The sequence below is a fragment of the Sorangium sp. So ce385 genome, from assembly GCF_051474135.1.
Lineage (GTDB): Bacteria > Myxococcota_A > Polyangia > Polyangiales > Polyangiaceae > Sorangium > Sorangium cellulosum_D.
This window is the reverse complement of sequence record NZ_CP150337.1, coordinates 9,236,699-9,256,291: the sequence shown is the minus strand read 5'-3', so window position 1 is coordinate 9,256,291 and position 19,593 is coordinate 9,236,699. Positions and strand designations below refer to the sequence as shown.

Genomic DNA, 19,593 nt, shown 5'->3' with positions numbered 1-19,593 from the left:
CCCTGCCGAGGGCTTGACGACCAGGGCTCCTGTCGATCCGCGGCCGCGCATCCGCGGAGCGCTGGGCGGCGGCCGCGCCCGCGAAGCCCGGGCGCGTCGCGGGATCAGAACGAAGGGCAGCGCGCGGCGAATGCCTGGAGAAGCAGCGGCCCGCGCCCGCGCAATGGCGCCTGGAGACCATCTCCGCGAAATGAGGAGACGGCTTCAGCGTCCCGCGCGCGGGCCAGGTGTTCGAAGAGAAAAGAATGAACCACAGAGGCGCAGAGGGCACAGAGGAGAGAGGAAGAAAGAGCTCCTTCTCCTCTTCTTCTCTGTGCCCTCTGTGGCTCTGTGGTTCGTCTTCTCTTGTTTTCGGGATTTCTGGGTTGATGAAGGAGGCCTCTGGCGAACGCGAGAGGCACCGCGGGTGCGCTCGGGGCTAGCCCCGCTAGGCGCCGACGCCCGCGGCGCTCGCGGCGATCGCCTCCGCGAAATTCCGCGAGAGCCTCCTCGCCGCCTCCCGGCCCGGCATCCCGGCGTGGACCACGAGCGCCGGATCCACCTCGCGCCGCGCCTCCTCCTCGAGCGCCGCGAGCGCCCCGCGCCGCGCCTCCTCGACGCGCCGCCGCTCGGCCGCCGAGAGCCGCGGCCGCGCCCAGACGTCGATCGCCCACGAGAGCTTCGCGTGCCGCGCCTCGTCGCGCGCGACGCGCGTCATCACGCGCCGGACCAGCGGATCCCGCGCGAAGCGCCCCTGCCACATGCCGACCAGCGCCCCGTACGTCTCCCGCACGCACCCCTCGGTCGCGTTGTCGATCGCGATCTCCTCCAGCGATCGGACCGGCCTCGGCTCTACCCGCGGCGGCTGCCAGCGGCCGCCGTAGCGCGCCGACAGGCGCCGCATCACCCGCGCGTGCCGCACCTCGTCGCGCCCGGCGGCGCGCGCCCGCTCCACGAGCGGCCGCGGCGCCCCGTGGTGGACCAGCTCGCGCCCGAGCACATCGAAGGCCCAGACGCTCGCCGCCTCGAGCCGCGCCACGTTCGCGAAATACGCCCCCACCGGCGTCGCGCCCCGGCCCGCGGCCCGCAGCAGCCCCGCCGGCCTCCGGCCGACGCAGGCGCCGGACTCGGACTCGATCACCTCGGTCTCCAGCTCCAGCACGCCGCCGCCCGCGTCCACCCCGAGCACATAGAGCGTGCGCTCGATCGGAGCGCAGATCTCCGTGTACCGCGTCGCGAGGACCTCGTACGCGTCGCCGTCAGGCCGGACGCCGCCCTCGTCGGGCTTGTCGCAGCGGACGGTGTAGCCTGCCAGCGACGCGGCGAGCACCGCGTCCGCGGGCGCGTCCACGGGGCCGAGCCACGCCCTCACCGCGTCCCGCGTATCGAGGACCGTCACCTCGTCGCCCGTGTTGACGATCAGGATGTGATCCGGGCAAAAATCCACGCAGTCCCCGAGGCGAAACCCCTTCGTCGACGTGGCCGCCGCGATCTTCTCCTCACATGCGGTCCTGTCCGCCGCCCCGGAGCACTTCTCGCCCACCGACTCGAGCGCGATCGGCGTCGCCGCGCCCGACGGGCTCGCTATCACTCTCAGCTCTACGTAATCGGCAGGAGCCCCGGGCTCGGCGCCCGCCAGGTACGGCGTGCGCCCCTCGCTCCCGCAAGGGATGGGCTCGAAGACGCTGGTGTCGATCCCGCATCCGCCGACGAGGGGCGCGAGCGAGAGCGACAGGACACGAAGCAGGATTTTGTCGATGGGGTTCGAAGAGGCCATATGCGTCCTCACCCAACAAGTTCTGTGCCGCCGAGAACGGCGCGGCGGACTGGCAGGCTCGCGCGGACGGCGAGCGCTCCCTGGCCTGACATCGTCGTCGCACCGGGCGACCGCGGCACAGCCCGACGAAGGCGACGGCCGTCGAGCGCGCGCCGCGCGCCGGCCGCGCAGGCTCGAGGAGCGACCGCGGCCGCGCTGTGCCACGCGCGGGCCGGAGCCGACGCGATGCTGCGCCTGGCCGACCCCGCCGTGCATCGCCGTGGCGGACCCGGTAAGATGGCGAGATGGTCGCCCTCGACAGGAACGAGCCTGACGAAACCCCCGCTGTCCTCGTGACGGAACGCCTGAGCCTCCGCCCCCACCGGCCCTCCGACGTCCCGTTCATGATGCAGCTGAACGACGATCCCGAGGTGATCCGCTACACGGGGGACCCTGCGTTCGCCAGCGAGGACGAGGCGCGCACGGTGGTCGCGCGGCTCGCGCACCAGTTCGAGGCCTTCCGCATGGGCCGGTTCGTCGCCCTGAGCCGGGAGACGGGGGAGAAGCTCGGCTGGTGCGGGCTGAAGTGGCACGAGGATCTTGGGCTCGCGGATCTCGGATATCGCTTCTTCCGGAAGCACTGGGGCAAGGGCTACGCGAGCGAGGCGGCCGCGGCGTGCATCCGGTATGCGTTCGAGGATCTCGGGCTCCCGCGCCTCGTCGCCCACGCGATGCTCGAGAACACCGCGTCGGTCCGGGTGCTGGAGAAGCTCGGGTTCCGCCGGACGGGGCCGACGGTGTTCAAGGGGCTCGCGGCGGAAGAGTTCGTGCTGCCGAGGCCGGCATGACGGCGAGGATGTCCGGCCTCCGGCGGCGGACGACGCGGCTCACTCGGGCAGCAGGTAATCGAACGGCTCGCCCACGTTGCCCACCCAGTCCGTCGGGCGCACGCAGAACCGGGCCGGCAGGTCGCGGGGGTCGAGGAAGATGGGGATCCGCCGGTACCTGCGCCACTCGGCCGCCGGATCGTCGCAATCGGTCGTGTCCGGGGGGCCGAAGCGGTACTCGAAATCCGCGTGCTCCGGCAGGGAGAAGATCGGCTCGACGCGCATGCCCTCGGCGGCGTCGCCCCCGCGCGAGAGCGCGGGCCGGCGCGACGGCGGGGTCGTGTCGATCGTGGTGAGGACGACCGTGGGGAACGAGAGCGGCTGCCACGCGGCGTCGGGCGTGGCCGTGGGGCCGGCGAGCGCGCAGAGCAGGTGGACCCCCTCGGCCTCGGGCAGCGCGATGGCCGACAGGTCCTGGGAATCGAGCTTGAGCGGCGCCGAGTAGCCCTCTTGCCGGCGGCAGTCGACCTCGCCGGCGCGCCCCAGCTTGTAGCGGAAGAACCCGAGCGCGTCCCGCGCGCCCAGCGTCACCTCCCAGGTGTTCGTCGCGCCCGTCGCCGGATCGCTCGGCCGCTCGCGGGGAGCGGGGTAGGTCAGCACGTCGAGCGCCCGGCCGGCGTCGAGGGCGCAGCCCTCGCGATCCAGCGCGAAGCGGCCGTCGTCCCCGAAGCAGGCGCCCACGCCGGTCACGTCGACGGCGTAGCTCGCGCCCTCGACCGACGCGCCGGGGGGCGCGCCGACCTCGCAGGGCCTGCCGAGGAAGCAGTCGCCGTCGGGCGGGCTCCCCAGGGTCGTGGTGTTGACGACCGCATAGACCCGCTGCGCCTCGTCCAGCACCGGCGAGCCCGAGCTGCCGTTGGCGATGTCGGCGCAGCGGTTCCGGTGCGCGCCGAACCAGTGCCAGCGATACTCGACGATATCGAAGGTGCCCTCCTCGCTGCAGCGAGCGCGCCGCAGGAACTCCACGTCGAGCTGCGGCGCGCCCACCACCGACACGCGCGCCCCCGGCGGCGGCGCCGAGGGCGCGAGCCCGAGCGCGACGACGCCGCGCTCCGCGAGGGCGCCGATCGTGGTGTCGAGCTCGACCACCGCGAGGTCGGTGCCCTTCATCGTCGCATAGCGGATCGCCTTCGCCGGCACCTGCACCTGCGCGCCCTCGGTGTCGCGGAAGTAATTGAAGATCATCCGCAGCTCCGGGGTCGCCTCGGTGTCCACGAACACCGCGTTTGCCGCGGTCTCCGCGGCCCACTCGTGGGTGCAGTGAGCGTTCGTCAGGACGTGGGCCGGCGCCTCGGGGCGCCCCGCGGGGTCGACGAGGAACGCCGTGCAGGCCCCGGAGCCGAGCCCGCCGCTCAGCCGGCCCACCGCCCTGAGAGGCGCGCTGGCCTCGTCCCGGCCCGAGAGGAGCTCGGACTCCCCGTCCCCCGGCCCGCTCCCGCCGGCGCCGCCCGCGCCGCCCGCGCCGCCCTCGCCGCCCGCGCCAGCCTCGCCGCCAGCGCCGCCGGCGCCGGCCTCGCCGCCGGCGCCAGCCTCGCCGCCACCGCCGGCCTCGCCGCCGGCGCCGGCCTCGCCGCCGGCGCCGCCCGCCCCGCCGCCCCCCTGGCCGCCCGCGCCCGCGCCGGCGTTCCCCTGGCCGCCCGCGCCGCCGGGGGGCGACGACGGCGCGCAGGACGCGGACACGAGGCCGGCGCAGGAGAGCAGCCCTGCGATCATCAGCGAGAGAGGACGCGACGTCATCGATCGAGCTCCTTGATGGCGAGACGCCGTAGCTTACCCGCCGCTCCCGCTGCTCGCCCGGCGTGATCCTGCTCGAGCGCCCGAGCCCCTCCTTGACACGCGGCCGAGGCCGCTTCATAAGTTGGTTGTACAACCAACCAATAAACTGGCGCCAGCGAGCGCAGGAGCGGCAGGATGCCTCGCCCCTCGAACACCGCGGAACGTCGAGCCCAGATCGCGCGCGCTCTCCTGGAGGTCATGGCGGAGCGCGGCTACGAGGGGGCGTCCATCGGGGCCGTCGCCGCGGCGGCCCACCTCGCGCCGGGGCTGGTCCACTACCACTTCGAGAGCAAGCGAGAGATCCTGCTCGCCGCCGTCGAGCTGCTCGCGCGCGACCATGAAGGCCGGATCGAGCGGCGGCTCGCCGCCGCGGCGGGCGATCCGGAGGCCGAGCTCCGCGCGTTCATCGACGCGCACCTGCGGGTGGGCGAGGGGGCCGACCCGCGGGCGCTCGCCTGCTGGATCTGCGTGAGCGGCGAGGCGCTCCGGGACGCCGACGTGCGGAAGGCGTTCGCGGGCGCGCTCGAGGGCGCGGTGAAGAAGCTCGCGGCGATCGTGCGGCGCGGCGCGCGGGAGCGGGTGTTCTCCTGCGCGCGGGGCGACGTCGACGCCGCGGCTGCGGCGATCGTGGCCGCCATTCAGGGGTACTTCGTGCTCGCGGCCACGGCGCGCGATCTCATCCCCCCGGGCTCGGCCGCCGGCGCGACGTGGGCGATGGCGTCGGGGCTCCTCGGCCTCGCTTCCGCCGCCAGGAAGGCGAGCCGCTGATGCGCACTCCCCACCTGTCCTGGCGACGTCTCGGGCTCTTGGCGTCGCTGTACATGTGCCAGGGGCTCCCGTTCGGCTTCTTCACCCAGGCGCTCCCGGTCCTCCTGCGCAAGCAGGGGATCTCGCTCGAGGGCATCGGGCTCGCCTCCCTGCTCGCGCTCCCGTGGGCGCTCAAGTTCCTCTGGGCGCCGCTCGTCGACCGGTTCTTCTTCCCCCGGCTCGGGCGCCGCCGCTCGTGGATCCTCCCCTTGCAAGGGCTCACGATCGCGGCGCTCGGGCTCCTCGCGCTGCGGGACCCCGGGGAGGGGCTCTCCTCGGTGCTCGCGGCGGTGCTGATCGTCAATCTGCTCTCCGCGACGCAGGACATCGCCACGGACGGCCTGGCGGTGGACCTCCTGGCGCCGGGCGAGCGGGGCCTGGCCAACGGCATCCAGGTGGCCGGGTATCGGGCCGGGATGATCGTGGGCGGCGGGGCGCTGCTCGTCCTCTTCGACCGGCTGGGCTGGGGGCTCACCTTCGCGCTCATGGCGCTGTCCATTGCCCTCCTGAGCATTCCCACGCTGCTCGCCCGCGAGGCGGGGGGTGGGCGCGAGGGCGCTCGGTCTTCCTCGGTGATCGCCATCGCCACCTCGTTCTGGAGGCGCCCTCATGCCCGGCAGGTGCTCGCGCTCATCGTCGTGTACAAGCTCGGCGACGCCTTCGCGGTGGGCATGCTGCGGCCGTTCCTGACCGATCTCGGCCTCTCCCTCGCGGACATCGGGTGGCTCGTCGGGACGGTGGGGTTCGTCGCGGGGCTGCTCGGCGCGCTGGCCGGCGGGGCGCTGGTGCTGCGGCTCGGGCGGCGCTCGTCGCTTGTCGGCTTCGCCGTCCTCCAGGCGGCGAGCGTGCTCGGGTACGCGTACGTCGCCCGGGCCGAGGCAGGGGTGCCGCTGCTGGCGGCGCTCTGCGCGTTCGAGCACTTCGCCGGGGGGATGGCCACGGCGGCGCTCTTCACGTGCATGATGGACTGGACCGATCGGGAGAGCGCCGCCACGGATTACACCCTCCAGGCGAGCGCGATGGTGATCGCCACGGGGGTCGCCTCGGCGGCGAGCGGCTTCTCCGCGGGGCGCCTCGGCTATCCGGCGCACTTCAGCCTGGCGGCCGTCCTGGCGGCGCTCTCGCCGGTCCTCGCATTCCTGCTGTTTCCGAGCGCGCGCTTCACCTCGAAGCTCGCGCTCGAGGGGGCATCCCAGGGCTAGGGCGACAGGCTCCCTGCTGAGGCGCCTTGTTTCACGGGCCGGTGTACGATACGCGGTAGATGATGCCGCTCGTGTCGTCGCTCACGAGGAGAGACCCGTCCGGCATCTGGAGGAGCCCGGCGGGGCGGCCGAAGGTGGCGCGGCCGTCCTCGATCAGCCATCCGGTGATGAAGTCCTCGAAGCCCGTCGGCGTGTGGGTCGCGTCGTCGAAGAGGACGCGCACCACCTTGTAGCCCACCGGCGGGTAACGGTTCCACGAGCCGCGCATCGCGACGAACGCGTCGTTCTTGTACTCGGCCGGGAACTGGTCGCCCGTGTAGAAGCGGAAATCGATGGGCGCGCTGTGCGCGTCGTAGACGAGCACCGCGGGGTCGGTGGCGGCGGCGTATTCCTGTTTCGTCGTGCCGGGCGGGTCGTCCATGATCGGATCGATCCCCCGCTCGCCGGGGCCGCTCGAGTACACGTAAGGCCAGCCGTAGTTGTTGCCCTCGAGGAGCCGGTTGAGCTCCTCGGGAGGCAGGATGTTGCCGCGCTGGTCGCTGCCGTGATCCATGCCCCAGAGCTCGTCGGTGCCCGGGTACCAGTCGAAGCCGATGGTGTTGCGCAGGCCCTTGGCGAAGACGGTGCGGTCCTGCTGCGTCTGGGGGCCCAGCGATGGGTCGATGAGCAGCAAGGCGGCGTGCTCGGGGTTCGTCTCGGCGCACGCATTGCAGCTGCTGCCCACCGAGAACAGAAGGGATGTCCCGTCGGGGGTGAGGCGCATCGTGCGCTTGCCGTGCTGGCCGCCGTCGGGCAGATCGGTGATCAAGGTCGACGCGTCGCCGAGGCGGCCGTCGCCGTCGATGGGGGCGGAGTAAAGGCTCGTCGCGGTCGCCAGGTACATGGTGTCGCGCTCGGCGTTGAGCGCGATGCCGTGCAGGGTCTCGAAGCCCGGACCCCCCGAGAACACCTTCGTCGACTCGTCCGCCGCCCCGTTGCCGTCGGTGTCGCGCAGGAGCAGCACGTCCCCTTTCGTCGGCCGCGTGACGTACACCCCGCCGCCGGGGGCGAGCTCCATCATGCGCGCATGGTCTGCCCCTCTCGCGAACACGCGGATCGTGAACCCCGGCTTCGTCTTGAGCTGCTCGAGCAGCTCGTCGGAGAACGGCCGCTCCTCGGGCCGGAAGGTGTTGTCGTCCTCCGGGCTGTACCCCCCGGCGCCGCCGCTGCCGCCCTCGCCGCCGCTGCCGCCGCTGCCGCCCTGGCCGCCGCTGCCGCCCTCGCCGCCGCTGCCGCCGCTGCCGTCCTCGCCGCCGCTGCCGCCGTCCGCGCCCTGGCCGCCCCCTCCTGCCTGCGCGCCCTGATCCGTCGGCGCGCCGCCGCTCCCCCCGGAGCCGGACTGGACGTCGGCGGGCTGAACGCCGCCTTCCTCGCCGCACGCCGCGACGAGCAACAGGATGAGCAAAGGCGCAAATTGCCGTTTCATGCGAGCGACCCTTTCCGCAAGAGAGGCCACCGGTGCGTCGGGGAGCGCCCTCCGTCCGGAATCCTCGCTGGATGACCTTGTTCCGGACGAGGGCCGAAGCACGCCGCGTACCGGTTGGGAGCCCGGCGGTTCAGCAAGGACCACTTACAAACAGGCCACCCGTGCGCCGTGGCACGATGGCTCGGCGCCGGCCTGCGCGTGGCAGAAAGGCACGCTGGTGCGGGTGCGAGGCGCCATGGGCCGCGAGGTGGCGCGGCGCGGCCCGTCGCGCCGCGCGCCCTGCTACAGTGCGGCCCATCGTGCACGCCACCACGAAGCTGATGCTCATCCGGCACGGGGAGACCGACGACAACCGCGCGCAGGTGTTCCAGGGACAGGCGGGGCGCGGGCTCAACGCGCGGGGGCGCGAGCAGGCCGCGCGGCTCGCGGAGCGGTTCGCCGGCGCGCGGCTCCGGCTCGCGGCGGTCTACTGCTCCGACCTCGAGCGCGCCGAGGAGACGGCGGCGCGCGTCGCCTCGGCGCTGGGCCTCCGGGCCGTCGCGGACGCCGCGCTGCGGGAGGTGAGCCTCGGCGCCTGGCAGGGGCTCAGCCGCGGCGAGGTGCAGGCGCGCTTCCCGGAGGAGTGGGCCGCATGGCGCAGCGGCGTCGATGTCCGGCGCGGGGGCGGCGAGACGTACGCGGAGCTCGGCGATCGCATGATGCGCGCGCTCGACCGGATCGCGGAGCGGCACGCCGGCGAGGCGGTCGGGGTCGTCTCCCACGGCGCGGCCATCAAGACCGCGGTCGGGCGGATGCTCCAGATGGACGGAAGCGGGCTGAAGGCGCTCCAGGTGCCGGCGAACACGGGCGTCTCCCTGATCGAGCACGACCCGAAGAGCGGTTATCGCGTCGTCGTCTGGAACGACGCCGCTCACCTCGGCGACGCGCTCGTCGAGGCGCTCTCCGCGCCTCCGGCGTGAGGCGCGGCGCGGGCGGCCCGGGGACGACGCGGCGCTCAGAGCGCCGGGGTCGATCGGAGCGCGGCCGCCTGGCGGGCGGACATGCAATGCTTGATGCCCTCCTTCAGGCTGCGCAATGGCCGGAGGTCGTCCAGCTCGACGCCGAGCGCGACGAACGTGCGCGCGATGTGAGGGCTGATGCCCGTCACGATGCAGGCGCAGCCGAGCAGCCGCACGGCCCTGGCCACTCGGGCAAGGCGCGCCGCGACCTCCTCATCGATGGCCGACAGCCCGGTCACATCGAGGATGATCCAGCGGGCCTGCGCCTCGACGATCCGGCGGAGCAGGCCTTCCATCATCTCGGCCGCCCGGTCGGCGTCCACGGGCCCGACGATCGAGAGCGCGAGGATCTCGTCCCAGACGTCCACGATGGGCAGCGACAGCTCGCGGATGGTGATGCGCTGGCGCTCGATGGTCTGGAGCTGCTGCTCGAGGTCGAGCTTGGCGGCGCGCAGCTCGCGGAGCGCCTCCTCGCGCTGGGCGAGCGACTCCGTCTTGGCCTGGGACGCGGCCGCGGACGTGCCGAGCGCCGCCTCGAGCTCCTTCTGCGCGACCTTCCTCTCCTCGATTTCCTGCTCCAGACGCTCCTTGGCGCTGTTCAGCAGCGCCGACCGCTCCCGGAGGGCCCGCTGGATGCGGCCGAGGAGGACGTGGAACATCGCGAGCAGCACCGCGCTCACGCCGGCGAACGCGGCGCAGCCCGCCGCGAGCTGCGTGCGGGCGGCGGCGGCGATGTTCGTCACATCGCGCATCACGAGCAACTTCGCTGTTTCGAGGGCCCGGACGTCATCGATCGGGAGCAGCATGCACTGCAAGACGCGGCCGTCCGCCCGGATGGTCGCGGTCCGCTCGTCGAGGGCCAGGCCCTGCCGCGACAGCAGCGCGGAGAGCTCGTCGGGGATCGCCTGCACCGTGCTGAAGACGGAGACGATCGAGGGGAGCGTGTCCCAGGGCGGCAGCCTCTGTTTCTGGGCGGTCGGCTCCCAGAGCTCTCGCTGCACGTACCGCTTGTCGACGAGGATAACGAGCTCGACCCCCGGGACGTCGCGTAACGAGGCGGCGACGTGCTCGAACTCCTTGCCGAGCTCGATGTATCCGAGGAGGCGCCCCCCGGAGCGCCAGGGTATCACGTAGCGGAGGGTGTATGTGCCGAGGGGCCCCTGCTCGTTCCCGAAGCTCGGCTGTCCCGTCCGCTCCGCTTCCAGGAGCGTGAATCGAGAGATCGTGTCGCCGAAACGGGTGGGCTCGTGAACCCGCAAAAAGCTCACGCGGTCGGGAGCATGAAAGTAGAGGTGGGTGATCCCGGCGCGCGCCTCGATCTCCTGCAGGAGCGGCGCCCCCCGCGCGAGGAGCGCCTCGCGGTCCCCGCGGAGCATGGCATCTTCGAGCACCGGATCCCGCTCGATGGCGCTCATCAGCGAGCTCAGGGTCCCGACGTTGTCGACGAGCGCCCGCCGGAGGAGCTCCGTTGTGTGCTCGGTGTCCTGCCGGATCGCCTCGTCGCGCCGTGCGGTGAACACGCTGTACGTGGTCGCCACATAGAGTGCGAGCAATATGGCCAGCGCGAGCGCCAGAGGGATGAGCACTCTGAGACGTACGTTGTGGTCCGTGTCCTCGCGGACTGCGCTGCGATCCTCCATGAGCCTCCTCCCACGTCCCGGGCCTCGCCGGGGTCGGCGCTCGCCTGCGATGCGCCCCAGCCGGGGCCCCCGCAGGCCGGTGGACACATGCGCCCGTCACCTGGAACGGTTCTACACCTCCCGGCGCGATGAAGATACTGCTGTCAGAAAGAGACGACGAGATCTCCCGGCGCGCGTCTATCACGCTCACCTGGGGTAGCTCTCTCGGCGTCGATGACGTGGAGATGGACGGAAATGTCTGCCGAAATCCCGGAGGCGTCCGCGAGAGAGCGCTTTCGATCCGGACGGGTAATTGTCCGGCGTTGTATGGCGAAGTGGACCTGCTGAGATTGAACGAGGCGTAACGCGGCGATAAGCCTCTGGTAAATCCGTCGCTGAGGATCGCCAGAGTCGTACCTTCTTAGGATCCGGCCTGGCCCCCGAGCGTCACGGAAGGGGCAGCGCAGCAGGTCGAGCCCCCGCAGAGGCTCCAGGTGAATGACTACGCCGGCGGGCGCGCGGCGCCAAGGCCGCCCGCGTCGGTCTCCGCCTCGGCCGCGTTCAAGGGGAGCTCCACGATGAACGAGGCGCCGGCGCCCAGCTCGCTCTCCACGCGGATGGTGCCGCCATGCGCGGTCACGATCCATCGGACGATGTAGAGCCCGAGGCCGAGGCCACCGAAGTTCCGGACCGACACCGCGCGCTCGAAGCGCTCGAAGATCCTCGCCTGATCGGCCTCCGCGATGCCCATGCCGTGATCGCGGACCACGAGCAGCGCCCGATCGGAATGCCCCCGCACGATGACGTGAATGGGGCCGCCGGCGCCATACTTCATCGCGTTCGACAGGAGGTTGATGAGGACCTGCTCCATGCGCGACGGGTCCCAGCGCCCGACCACGGGCTCGTCCAGATCGAGCTGGACGCCGCAGCGGGCATCGGCGAGCTGCTGGCTCATCCGCTCGACGACCTCGCGCACCAAGGCCGCCAGATCGACCGGCGCGCGCGCGAGCGTCAGCCGCCCGGCGCTCAGCCGCGTGACGTCGAGCAGCTCGTTGACCAGGTGCGCGAGCCGAGCGATCTGCCGATTCAAGACCTGCAGCGCCGCGTCGAGCCGCTCCGGCGCGAGCTCGGAGCGCTGGTAGCGGCGCAGCAGCCGCTCGATGAGGTGGGCCTGCATCTTGAGCGAGGTCAGCGGGGTCTTGAGCTCGTGCGAGGCGACGAGGAGGAACTCGTCCCGCCGCTCGATCGCCTGCTGGGCCTCGGCGAACAGGCGGGCGTTGTCGAGCGCCAGCGCCGCGCGGGCCCCCAGCTCCCCGGCCAGCCACAGGTCGGCTGGGCCGTAGCCGCGCCGGGGCGCGGTCGACAGCAGGATCATGACCCCGAAGCAGCGGTCGCGCGCGAGGAGCGGAACGCGGATGAAGGCGTGGACGCCGAGCTGCCCGAGGAGGGGCGCGGCGCCGATGTCGCCGACCTCGGGCCGGGCCGGCGACGGCGTCGTCAGGGGCCGCGCCGCGTCCTTCACGGCGTCGACCAGCTCGGCGGGCACGCCGGCAGCGGCCGTGTGCCCCGGGGCGTCGGGATCGAGGCGCATGTCGACGATGCACTGGTCGGCCAGCTCGGGGACCGCGAGCTGGGCCACGCTCTCGAGGGTCGCGCTGTAGCCGAGGGCCATCAGCCTGCGGCTCGCCTCGGCCAGGAAGCGCTCGGCGCGCTCGGCCCGCTTGCGCTCGGTGATGTCGGTGGAGATGCCGCACAGCACGCCCGACATGACCCCTTCGCCGAGCGGGAACTTGACCGCCAGGAAGGTGCGTGGTCCGTCCGCCAGCAGCAGCTCCTCCTCGCACTCCAGCGGCTCGCCCGCGTCGAGCACCTTCCGGTCGTTGTTCTGGAGGGTCTCGACGGTCGGCCCAGGAAAGAGCTCGGCGTCGGTCTTTCCGAGGATCTCGTGGCGCGGCAGGCGCACGAGATGGCCCGCCTGCCGGTTGACGAGCACATACCGGCCCTCGCGGTCCTTCAGGTAGATGGCCGCGGCCGAGTTGTCGACGATCGCCTGGAGGGTGGCCTGGTTGGCCTGGAGCGCCTGCTCCGCCCGCCGGCGCTCGGCGTTCTCCTGCTCGACCTGGGAATAGAGCATGGCGTTTTCCAGCGAGATGGCCGACTGCGAGGCCAGCAGCTCAAGCACGCTGAGCCGCGCTGGGGTGAACGCGCCGGCGACGAGCTTGTTCTCCAGGTACAGCAGGCCGAGCAAGCGGGCCTGTCGCACGATGGGCAGGCACAGCACCGACCTCGGCTGCTTCTGGGCGAAGTAAGCGTCCTCCGGGAACGGGTGCCTGGCGGCCGCGTCGTCGAGGAGCACGCGCTCATGGCTGCGACGAACGTAGTTGAGGATGGACCGCGGCAGCGCCGCCGCCGCCGCCTCGCCCGCGTCGAGCAGCCGCGCCGCGCCGCCGGACGCCGTGAGCGCCGCCGCGGTCGACAGGCGATCTTCCCGGACCAGGAGCACATAGCCCTCCTCGGCGCCCGCGTGCTCGACCACGATGCGCAGCAGCATCTCGAGCAGGCGCGGGAGCTTGAGCTCACCGGAGATGCTCTGCGCGGCCTTGACCACCGACAGGACGTCGAACTGCTCGGCCCGCACGGCGAAGGTGACCGTGGGCGCGATCGGCTTGCGCTCGACGAGGAAGGGATAGCGCTGGTCGAGCTGCTCGACCTTGGCGTGGGCGCCCCAGCGGAAGTAGGCGGCGCGAGCGTTTCGCAGGTAAGCGTCGGCGGGCGTGGACAGGCCGCGCGCGCGGTAGAACCCCGCGGCGAGCTCGCAGGCGATGGCCTCGTGCTGGACGAAGCCGTGCTCGCGCGCCGACGCGATGGCCTGCTCGTAGCGCCGGATGGCCTCCCCCTCCTGCCCGCGGAGCCGGGCGATCTCGGCGCAGACGAGGGCGTGCTTGTGGAGGAAGTTCGGAGGACAGCTCTCCGCCCACTCGCCGAGCTGCCGCTCGCAATCGAGCAGCGCTCGGGGGAGCTCCTCGGGCGGCGACGCCTCGCCCGAGACCGCGGCGAGCGCGAGCGCGTGGACATAGAAGCTCTCGATCACGAGCGCGTGCGCGTCGTTCCTCCAGTCGTAATCGACGACCAGGCGGGACGACGCCGCGAGCGCCTCGACCGGAGAGCCGACGACGAACAGCGCCTGCGCCTTCAGGCCGAAGTAGATGCTGTGCGCGCTGCCCGCGGCGCCCGAGAGGAGCCAGCCCTCGAAGGCCTGCTGGTCGAGCTTGGACCCGTCCAGCATCGGAAAATCGACCGGCCGCCCGCGCAGCGCCTGGATGACGTACCGGACGCCGAGCAGGGCGCCATGAACGAACGTGTAACCGGCCCTGCGCACGAACCCGATCCGGTCCTCGGTCTGGTGGAGGACGTCCTCCAGCGGCTCGCCGCAGAGCAGCGGGAACGCCGCCGCCCAGATGCAGTTGTAACAGGCGTTGTTCCAGTCGCCGCACTCGACCGCGGCGTTGAAGCCGAGGCGAGCATACGAGAAGGTCTCCCGGTAGTGTCGCGTCCAGAAGATCACCTGCTGCGCGAGCAGCGTGAACACGGAGGCCTTCGTGGCGAGGACGGGGCTCCTGTCCGCCAGGTCGTAGGCGAGCTTGCCGAACAGATACGCCTCTTCGTACCTCCCGAACCTCGGGGCGAGCACCCTCGCGAAGGCGGCATACGCCTGGGCGGACGTCTCCGCGTTGCCGTGGCGGAGGCTGAGCTTGACCATGCGCACGACGAGCAGATAGTGCAGGTTCTGGTCGACGAAGAAGGCAGGGATCATGACGCCCCGGAGGACGCCCATCGCGACCTTGATCTCCGGGTGCGTCATGGAGGGCAGATCGAGCAGGCCCTCGATGCGCCGGTCGCCCAGGAGCTTCCAGACGGCCTCGGTCTCCTCTTCGGCCTGCGCGTCGGTGACGGGGAGCGACACCTCGATGTTCCAGGCGCGGAGGCACGAGAGCCCGAGCTCCACGGCGCGCGCGGGTCGCCCGCGGGTGGCGTTCAGCGTGACGGCGAGCTCGACCACCGCGGCCCGTTCGGCCCTGCTCCTCGCGCGCTCCGTGAGCTCCGCGAGCAGCCGCTCGGCCTCGTCGAAGCGGCCGGTGACGTACGCGGCGTGCGCGCGCTCCAGGCCGAGGTCGTAGGCGAGCTCGTAGTGCGTCTCCCAGCGCTCCTCGGGGAGGAGCGCCGTGCCCGCGGCGAAGAGGGACGCGGCGGTCTCGTGCGCCGCCGCCGCCTTGGCCCTCCTGCCGGCGCGCAGGTTCAGCGCGGCGAGCTCGGCCCGCTCTGCCGGAGAGCGGATGAGCGCGGCGCCGCGGTTGAGGTGGCCCACGATGTCGAAGAGCGTGTCCTCGCGCTCCGCCGCGCTCCGCCCCTCCAGCAGCAGCCGGCCGATGCAGAGGTGCACCTCGGCGAGCTGCGCCGCCGGGATGAGCGCCTGGGCGGCCTGCTGCACCCGGTCGTGGACGAACCGGTACGCGCCGTTCCGGCGGAGCAGCAGCCCCTCCCGCGCGGCCTCCGTGAGCGCCTCGGAGAGCTCCGCCGCGGGGCGCTTCGCGACCACCGCGAGGGTGTCGAGCGTCGGGCTGCTGCCGAGGCACGCGGCGAGCTTGAGCGCGTCCTGCGCCGGGGCCGAGAGCCGCTTCAGCTTGCCCACCATCAGATCGACGACGTTGTCGCTGAAGCCCTTGTCGCGGATCGCGGCGATGTCCCAGCGAAAGGCGCCCGCGTCGGCGTCGAAGGCGATGAGCCTCTCCTGGTGCAGCTCCATCAGGAACTGGATCGCGAAGAAGGGGTTGCCGCCGGTCTTCTCGTGGACGAGCTGGGCGAGCGGCTCGACCTGCTCGGCCGGGGCGTGGAGCGCCCCGGCGACGAGCGCTGCGACGTCGGACGCGGAGAGCGGCGCGAGGACGATGTCGGTGACCAGGGCGCCGCGCCGCTGCGCGTCGGCCAGCATGAGCGCGAGCGGGTGCGCCGGGCCCACCTCGCTGTCCCGGAAGGCGCCGATCAGCAAGAGGTGCTCGGCCTCGGCGTAGGTGACGAGCTGCTCGAGCAGCTGGAGGCTGCCGGCGTCGGCCCACTGGAGATCGTCGAGGAAGAGCACCATCGGGTGCTCCTCGTGGACGCACGCCGCGACGAAGCGCTGGAGCGTCGCGTGGAACCGGTGCCGGGCCTCGACCGCGGGGAGCTCCGGCGCGGGCGGCTGCGGGCCGAGGAGCAGCTCGAGCTCGGGGAGCACGCCGGCGAGCAGCCCGCCGCCCGCGCCGAGCGCCTCCCGCAGGCGCTGCCTCCAGCGCTCGATCTCCTCCTCGCTCACGCACAGGATCTCCTGCACGAGCCCGCGGAACGCCTGGAGGAAGGCGTCGTAGGGGACGTCCCGCCTGAGCTGCTCGAACTTGCCCGAGAGGAAGAAGCCCCGCTCGCGCACGACCGGCCGGTGCAGCTCGGCCACGAGCGACGACTTGCCGACGCCGGAGTAGCCCGACACGAGCACGAGCTCCGGCCGCCCGTGGGCCACCACGCGCTCGAAGACGGCGAGCAGCGCCTCGACCTCGCGCTCGCGGCCGTAGAGCCGCTGCGGGATCTGGAACCGATCCGAGGCGTCGCGCTGCCCGAGCGGGAAGGCCTCGACGGCGCCGCGCGCCCTTAGCTCGGCGAAGCACCGGTCGAGGTCGTGCTGCAGGCCGAGCGCGCTCTGGTAACGCTCCTCGGCGGCCTTGGCCAGGAGCTTGAGCACGATCGCCGACAGCTGCGGGGGGATCGAGGGGACGAGCGCGTGCGGCGGGGGCGGCGTCAGGGCGATGTGGCAATGCACCCACGCCACGGGGTCGCTCGCCTGGAAGGGCAGGGTGCCGGTCAGCAGCTCGTAGAAGGTGACGCCGAGGGAGTAGAGGTCGGTCCGCTCGTCGATGGAGCGGTTCATCCGTCCGGTCTGCTCCGGCGCCATGTACGCGAGCGTCCCCGCGATCAGCGCGTCGTGGGCGAGGTCCTCCGGCCCGCGGGGCGAGGGGCAGGCGATCCCGAGATCGGTGATCTTCACCTCCCCGGTGTCGGGGTTGTAAAGCAGGTTCTGGGGCTTGATGTCCCTGTGGACGACGTGGTGCCGGTGCAGCTCGGCGAGCGCGGCGGAGAGGCGCAGGGCGAGGGGGAAGAAGCGCTCGAGCGGCATGGGGCCGCGCTGGAGCTGGTCGAGCGAGCGGCCGCCGAAGTCCTCCAGGACCAGCGCCACCTGGTCGCCGAACGCCTCGATCGCGTGCGCCTTGACGATGACGGGCGCGTCGAGCCCCCTCGCCACCTCGTGCTCGTGGTGGAGCCGCCCGAGGGCTTGGGGGCTCGCGTGGTCGCGCCGCAGGACCTTGAGCACGACCGGCCGGCCGTCCTCCGCGCGCCTGGCTCGGTAGAGGATCGTATCTGCCCCGGTGTGCAGGACCTCCAGCACGAGGTAGCGTGAGCTCTGGGGCATAGGGAGATTTTCGAAAGCCGGGCGGCCCCCGAGGCGCCGACGTGGGTCCTGATGTTGCCAAAAGTGCGGCGCTTCGCCACGGACAAATGGCGACGCGCCGCCGCGTCGGCTCGCTTGCTGCGCGCTCCCGTCAGGCCCCGCGGTCCGTCCCGTTCGTAACGATGCTGCGGGAGAGGACCCGTGTGCGGTCGAACGCGATCGCGAGGACATGGCCGGAATCGGCCCCGGCGGCGCGGTGCGCCATGGGAAGCCATCACGAGGTGCACCACGGACATCGACGCTTGGACCAACCACTGCATTGTTGGGATCAGACCACTCGCCATCGTGACATGGGGTATCTGGGCCGCCTGCGCCAGGTCATGTGATCTCTCAGGCATACGGACCGATGGCGCCGCGCCGGCTCGCCTGCGGCGCCCTCCCCATCAGGACTGCGGAGAGCGGCCGTCTCGCCGCGGGATTCCGTACCTGGACAGCACCTCACGGACGCGATCCAGCGGAATGGCCTCCACCGTACGGCCGTTTCCCGCGGTGGTCTCGGCCGTGAAGAGCGAGTTGTAGATGGCCTCTTCGGTCGCCTCGATCACGGCCTGGAACGGCGCGGAGGTCTCCTCGTTGGCGAGCTCCGTCGTCACGAGCCGCCTCGCGCCGGAGGGGCGCCGGACCGAGGCGCTCGTCGAGAAGGCGACCGCGTAGTCCCCGGAGCCGTTGGCGGCGGAGGAGCCCGTGCGCGCCAGGCCGAAGAGCGCGCGGGCCGCGAGGCGACCGAGGTTGCGATCCGACAGCGGCGCGTCGGTCGCGACCACGATGAGGATGGACCCGCCGCCCGGGTCCGGATCGAGCTCCGCGCGGAAGGCGTGCCGGCCGAGCTCCTCGCCGACGGGCGCGCCCATCACCTGCAGCACGCCGCCGAAGTTCGACTGGACGAGCACGCCGACGGACGCGCCGCCGAGCGACGCCGGCAGCGCCCGCGAGGCGGTGCCGATCCCGCCCTTCCAGCCGAACGCGACCGTCCCCGTGCCCGCGCCCACGCACCCCTCCGCCACGGGCCCCTCGCGCGCCGAGGCGAGCGCCGCGCGCACGTGCGCGGCGGTGATCGGCCGGCGCCGGATTGCGTTGAGCACGCCGTCGTTGGTCTCGCCGACGACCGGGTTGAGCGAGCGCACCTCCTCCATCCCCGGCTGCTCCAGCATCCATTCGACGAGGGCGTCTGCCGCCCGGAACACGGAGAGCGTGCTCGTGAGGAGGAGGGGAGTCTCGAGCTCGCCCAGCTCGCGGACCTGCGTCGCGCCGACGAGCTTGCCGAACCCGTTGCCCACGTGGATCGCCGCGGGGACGCGGTCGAGATAGAGATTCTCTCCGTGCGGGAGGACGGCGGTGACGCCGGTGCGGATCGCGTCGCCTTCGACCACGGTGGCGTGGCCGACGCGCACGCCGCGCACGTCGGTGATCGCGTTCAGCGGGCCCGGGTCGAAGATCCCGGGCGCGACGCCGAGATCACGGGCGCGCACGGCGCCCCCTGCCGGATTCATCGAGCGGGGCGCGAAGGGCGCGCGGCCTGCCTCGTCCGGACAGCAGGCGCTCGCGCCCTGGCGGGGAGATGTGGTGAGCCGCGACGTGCGCCCGGGTGACGGGTGGCGGCGAGCAGCGGTGTCTGGCGCTCATGGGGAGAGGTGGTTCAACCTCCGTGCCAGGTGCGCAGCGGCGCGGGAGGTCCAGCGTCAAGGCGCCGGCACGAGGACGCGCGCGCCGCGGGCGAGCGTCACGCGATCCACGTGGCCCATCAGCGATCGCTCCGGCAAGACGACGTGGAAGTGCGTGTTCGACCCCATGTGCGTGAAGACGCCGTGGTGGCGCTTCGAGAAGAACCCCACCAGCGTTCCCTCGGCGTCGGGCAGCGTCCCGCTGACCGACGCCCGCACGTGGTCGGCGTGGCCGCCGCCGGGGGCGAGCTTTCTCCCGTCGATGACATGCCAGCCGAGATCGCGGAGGCCCCCGCGCACCTGGACCGGGACGGCGACCTCCGCGTCGAGGCCGCGCTCCCGCAGCAGGGCCTCGATGCGCGCGTCGATCTGCCCGTCGGGCACGTCGGCGTCGAGCGTCGCCTCTTGCCACCGCGCGACGTTCGCCATCACGAAGAGCGTCGCCTGCTCCTCCGCCCCGCTGGGGCGCACGTCGAGCGTGCCGTCGTCGCGCGCGTACGACGTCCAGATCGCGTCGTCGACGACGGTCACCTCCCCGCGCAGCTCGCTGAGCGCCCCGACGCCGAACGCGTGCGGGCCCGGCACGACGTCGCCGACGCGCACGGCGGGCCCGGTCTGCCCCTCGTGCATGATCGCGCGGAGCGCGCCGAACGAGCGGACCTGCACCCCCGCCGGCGCGCCCTGAGCGGGCTCGGCCGCGGGCGCGCCCTGAGCGGGCTCGGCCGCGGGCGCGCCCTGAGCGGGCTCGCTCGAGCGCGTGCAGGCGAGGGCGGCGGACGCCAGGAGGGCGCCGAGAAGAACGCTGGAGACCTTCGCTCGCATCGCTCGCATGGGGCTGCTCCTCGGTCACGCGCGAGAGCGCGCAGTCTCGGGATACATCGTTGCGCCCGCAACCCTCTTCGGCGCCG

At 72.6% G+C, this 19,593-nt stretch carries 11 protein-coding genes; 4 read left to right on the top strand and 7 right to left on the bottom strand.

Annotated elements, in window-relative coordinates:
• Positions 1-427 precede the first annotated feature (427 nt).
• Positions 428-1,756: a ferritin-like domain-containing protein gene (locus tag WME83_RS33620; protein WP_437313800.1), complete on the bottom strand. Its 1,329-nt coding sequence runs from the start codon at positions 1,754-1,756 to the stop codon at positions 428-430.
• Between the two features lie 284 nt (positions 1,757-2,040).
• Between WME83_RS33620 and WME83_RS33615 the strand changes: the two genes are divergently transcribed.
• Entirely contained in the window at positions 2,041-2,583 is a 543-nt protein-coding gene (locus tag WME83_RS33615; RefSeq protein WP_437313799.1) for a GNAT family N-acetyltransferase, read from the top strand.
• A gap of 39 nt (positions 2,584-2,622) precedes the next feature.
• Here the strand turns inward: WME83_RS33615 and WME83_RS33610 are convergent, their stop codons facing one another.
• Positions 2,623-4,359, bottom strand: a complete 1,737-nt coding sequence (locus tag WME83_RS33610) for a trypsin-like serine peptidase (protein ID WP_437313798.1) — start codon at positions 4,357-4,359, stop codon at positions 2,623-2,625.
• Between the two features lie 174 nt (positions 4,360-4,533).
• Here WME83_RS33610 and WME83_RS33605 point away from each other — a divergent pair, with 174 nt between their 5' ends.
• Both WME83_RS33605 and WME83_RS33600 read left to right on the top strand, forming a co-directional pair.
• Positions 4,534-5,166: a TetR/AcrR family transcriptional regulator gene (locus tag WME83_RS33605; RefSeq protein ID WP_437313797.1), complete on the top strand. Its 633-nt coding sequence runs from the start codon at positions 4,534-4,536 to the stop codon at positions 5,164-5,166.
• Complete coding sequence (locus WME83_RS33600) at positions 5,166-6,407, top strand: MFS transporter (RefSeq protein WP_437313796.1); 1,242 nt, start codon at positions 5,166-5,168, stop codon at positions 6,405-6,407. The genes WME83_RS33605 and WME83_RS33600 overlap by 1 nt, the downstream gene beginning before the upstream one ends.
• A 31-nt stretch (positions 6,408-6,438) precedes the next feature.
• On the opposite strand, the gene WME83_RS33595 is transcribed toward WME83_RS33600, so the two are convergent.
• Positions 6,439-7,872, bottom strand: a complete 1,434-nt coding sequence (locus WME83_RS33595) for a PQQ-dependent sugar dehydrogenase (RefSeq protein WP_437313795.1) — start codon at positions 7,870-7,872, stop codon at positions 6,439-6,441.
• Positions 7,873-8,171: 299 nt separating this feature from the next.
• Here WME83_RS33595 and WME83_RS33590 point away from each other — a divergent pair, with 299 nt between their 5' ends.
• Entirely contained in the window at positions 8,172-8,831 is a 660-nt protein-coding gene (locus tag WME83_RS33590) for a histidine phosphatase family protein (RefSeq protein ID WP_437313794.1), read from the top strand.
• A gap of 35 nt (positions 8,832-8,866) precedes the next feature.
• Here WME83_RS33590 and WME83_RS33585 read toward each other — a convergent pair whose 3' ends face one another.
• From WME83_RS33585 to WME83_RS33570, 4 genes are all read right to left on the bottom strand, one after another.
• Entirely contained in the window at positions 8,867-10,456 is a 1,590-nt protein-coding gene (locus WME83_RS33585) for a cache domain-containing protein (RefSeq protein ID WP_437313793.1), read from the bottom strand.
• 535 nt (positions 10,457-10,991) lie between these two features.
• Positions 10,992-16,985 (bottom strand): AAA family ATPase, encoded by a 5,994-nt coding sequence (locus WME83_RS33580; protein WP_437313792.1) that lies wholly within the window; start codon positions 16,983-16,985, stop codon positions 10,992-10,994.
• 422 nt (positions 16,986-17,407) lie between these two features.
• A complete protein-coding gene (locus tag WME83_RS33575) occupies positions 17,408-18,514 on the bottom strand; it encodes a P1 family peptidase (RefSeq protein WP_437313791.1) in 1,107 nt (368 codons plus the stop codon).
• Between the two features lie 189 nt (positions 18,515-18,703).
• Positions 18,704-19,516 carry an acetolactate decarboxylase gene (locus WME83_RS33570; RefSeq protein WP_437313790.1) on the bottom strand — a complete coding sequence of 271 codons (813 nt, stop codon included), beginning with the start codon at positions 19,514-19,516 and terminating at the stop codon, positions 18,704-18,706.
• Between the last annotated feature and the right edge of the window lie 77 nt (positions 19,517-19,593).

Coding starts and splice junctions, on each gene's coding strand:
- WME83_RS33620 (WP_437313800.1), bottom strand. CDS start 1,756: ATGGCCTCTTCGAACCCCATCGACAAAATCCTGCTTCGTGTCCTGTCG.
- WME83_RS33615 (WP_437313799.1), top strand. CDS start 2,041: ATGGTCGCCCTCGACAGGAACGAGCCTGACGAAACCCCCGCTGTCCTC.
- WME83_RS33610 (WP_437313798.1), bottom strand. CDS start 4,359: ATGACGTCGCGTCCTCTCTCGCTGATGATCGCAGGGCTGCTCTCCTGC.
- WME83_RS33605 (WP_437313797.1), top strand. CDS start 4,534: ATGCCTCGCCCCTCGAACACCGCGGAACGTCGAGCCCAGATCGCGCGC.
- WME83_RS33600 (WP_437313796.1), top strand. CDS start 5,166: ATGCGCACTCCCCACCTGTCCTGGCGACGTCTCGGGCTCTTGGCGTCG.
- WME83_RS33595 (WP_437313795.1), bottom strand. CDS start 7,872: ATGAAACGGCAATTTGCGCCTTTGCTCATCCTGTTGCTCGTCGCGGCG.
- WME83_RS33580 (WP_437313792.1), bottom strand. CDS start 16,985: ATGCCCCAGAGCTCACGCTACCTCGTGCTGGAGGTCCTGCACACCGGG.
- WME83_RS33575 (WP_437313791.1), bottom strand. CDS start 18,514: ATGAATCCGGCAGGGGGCGCCGTGCGCGCCCGTGATCTCGGCGTCGCG.
- WME83_RS33570 (WP_437313790.1), bottom strand. CDS start 19,516: ATGCGAGCGATGCGAGCGAAGGTCTCCAGCGTTCTTCTCGGCGCCCTC.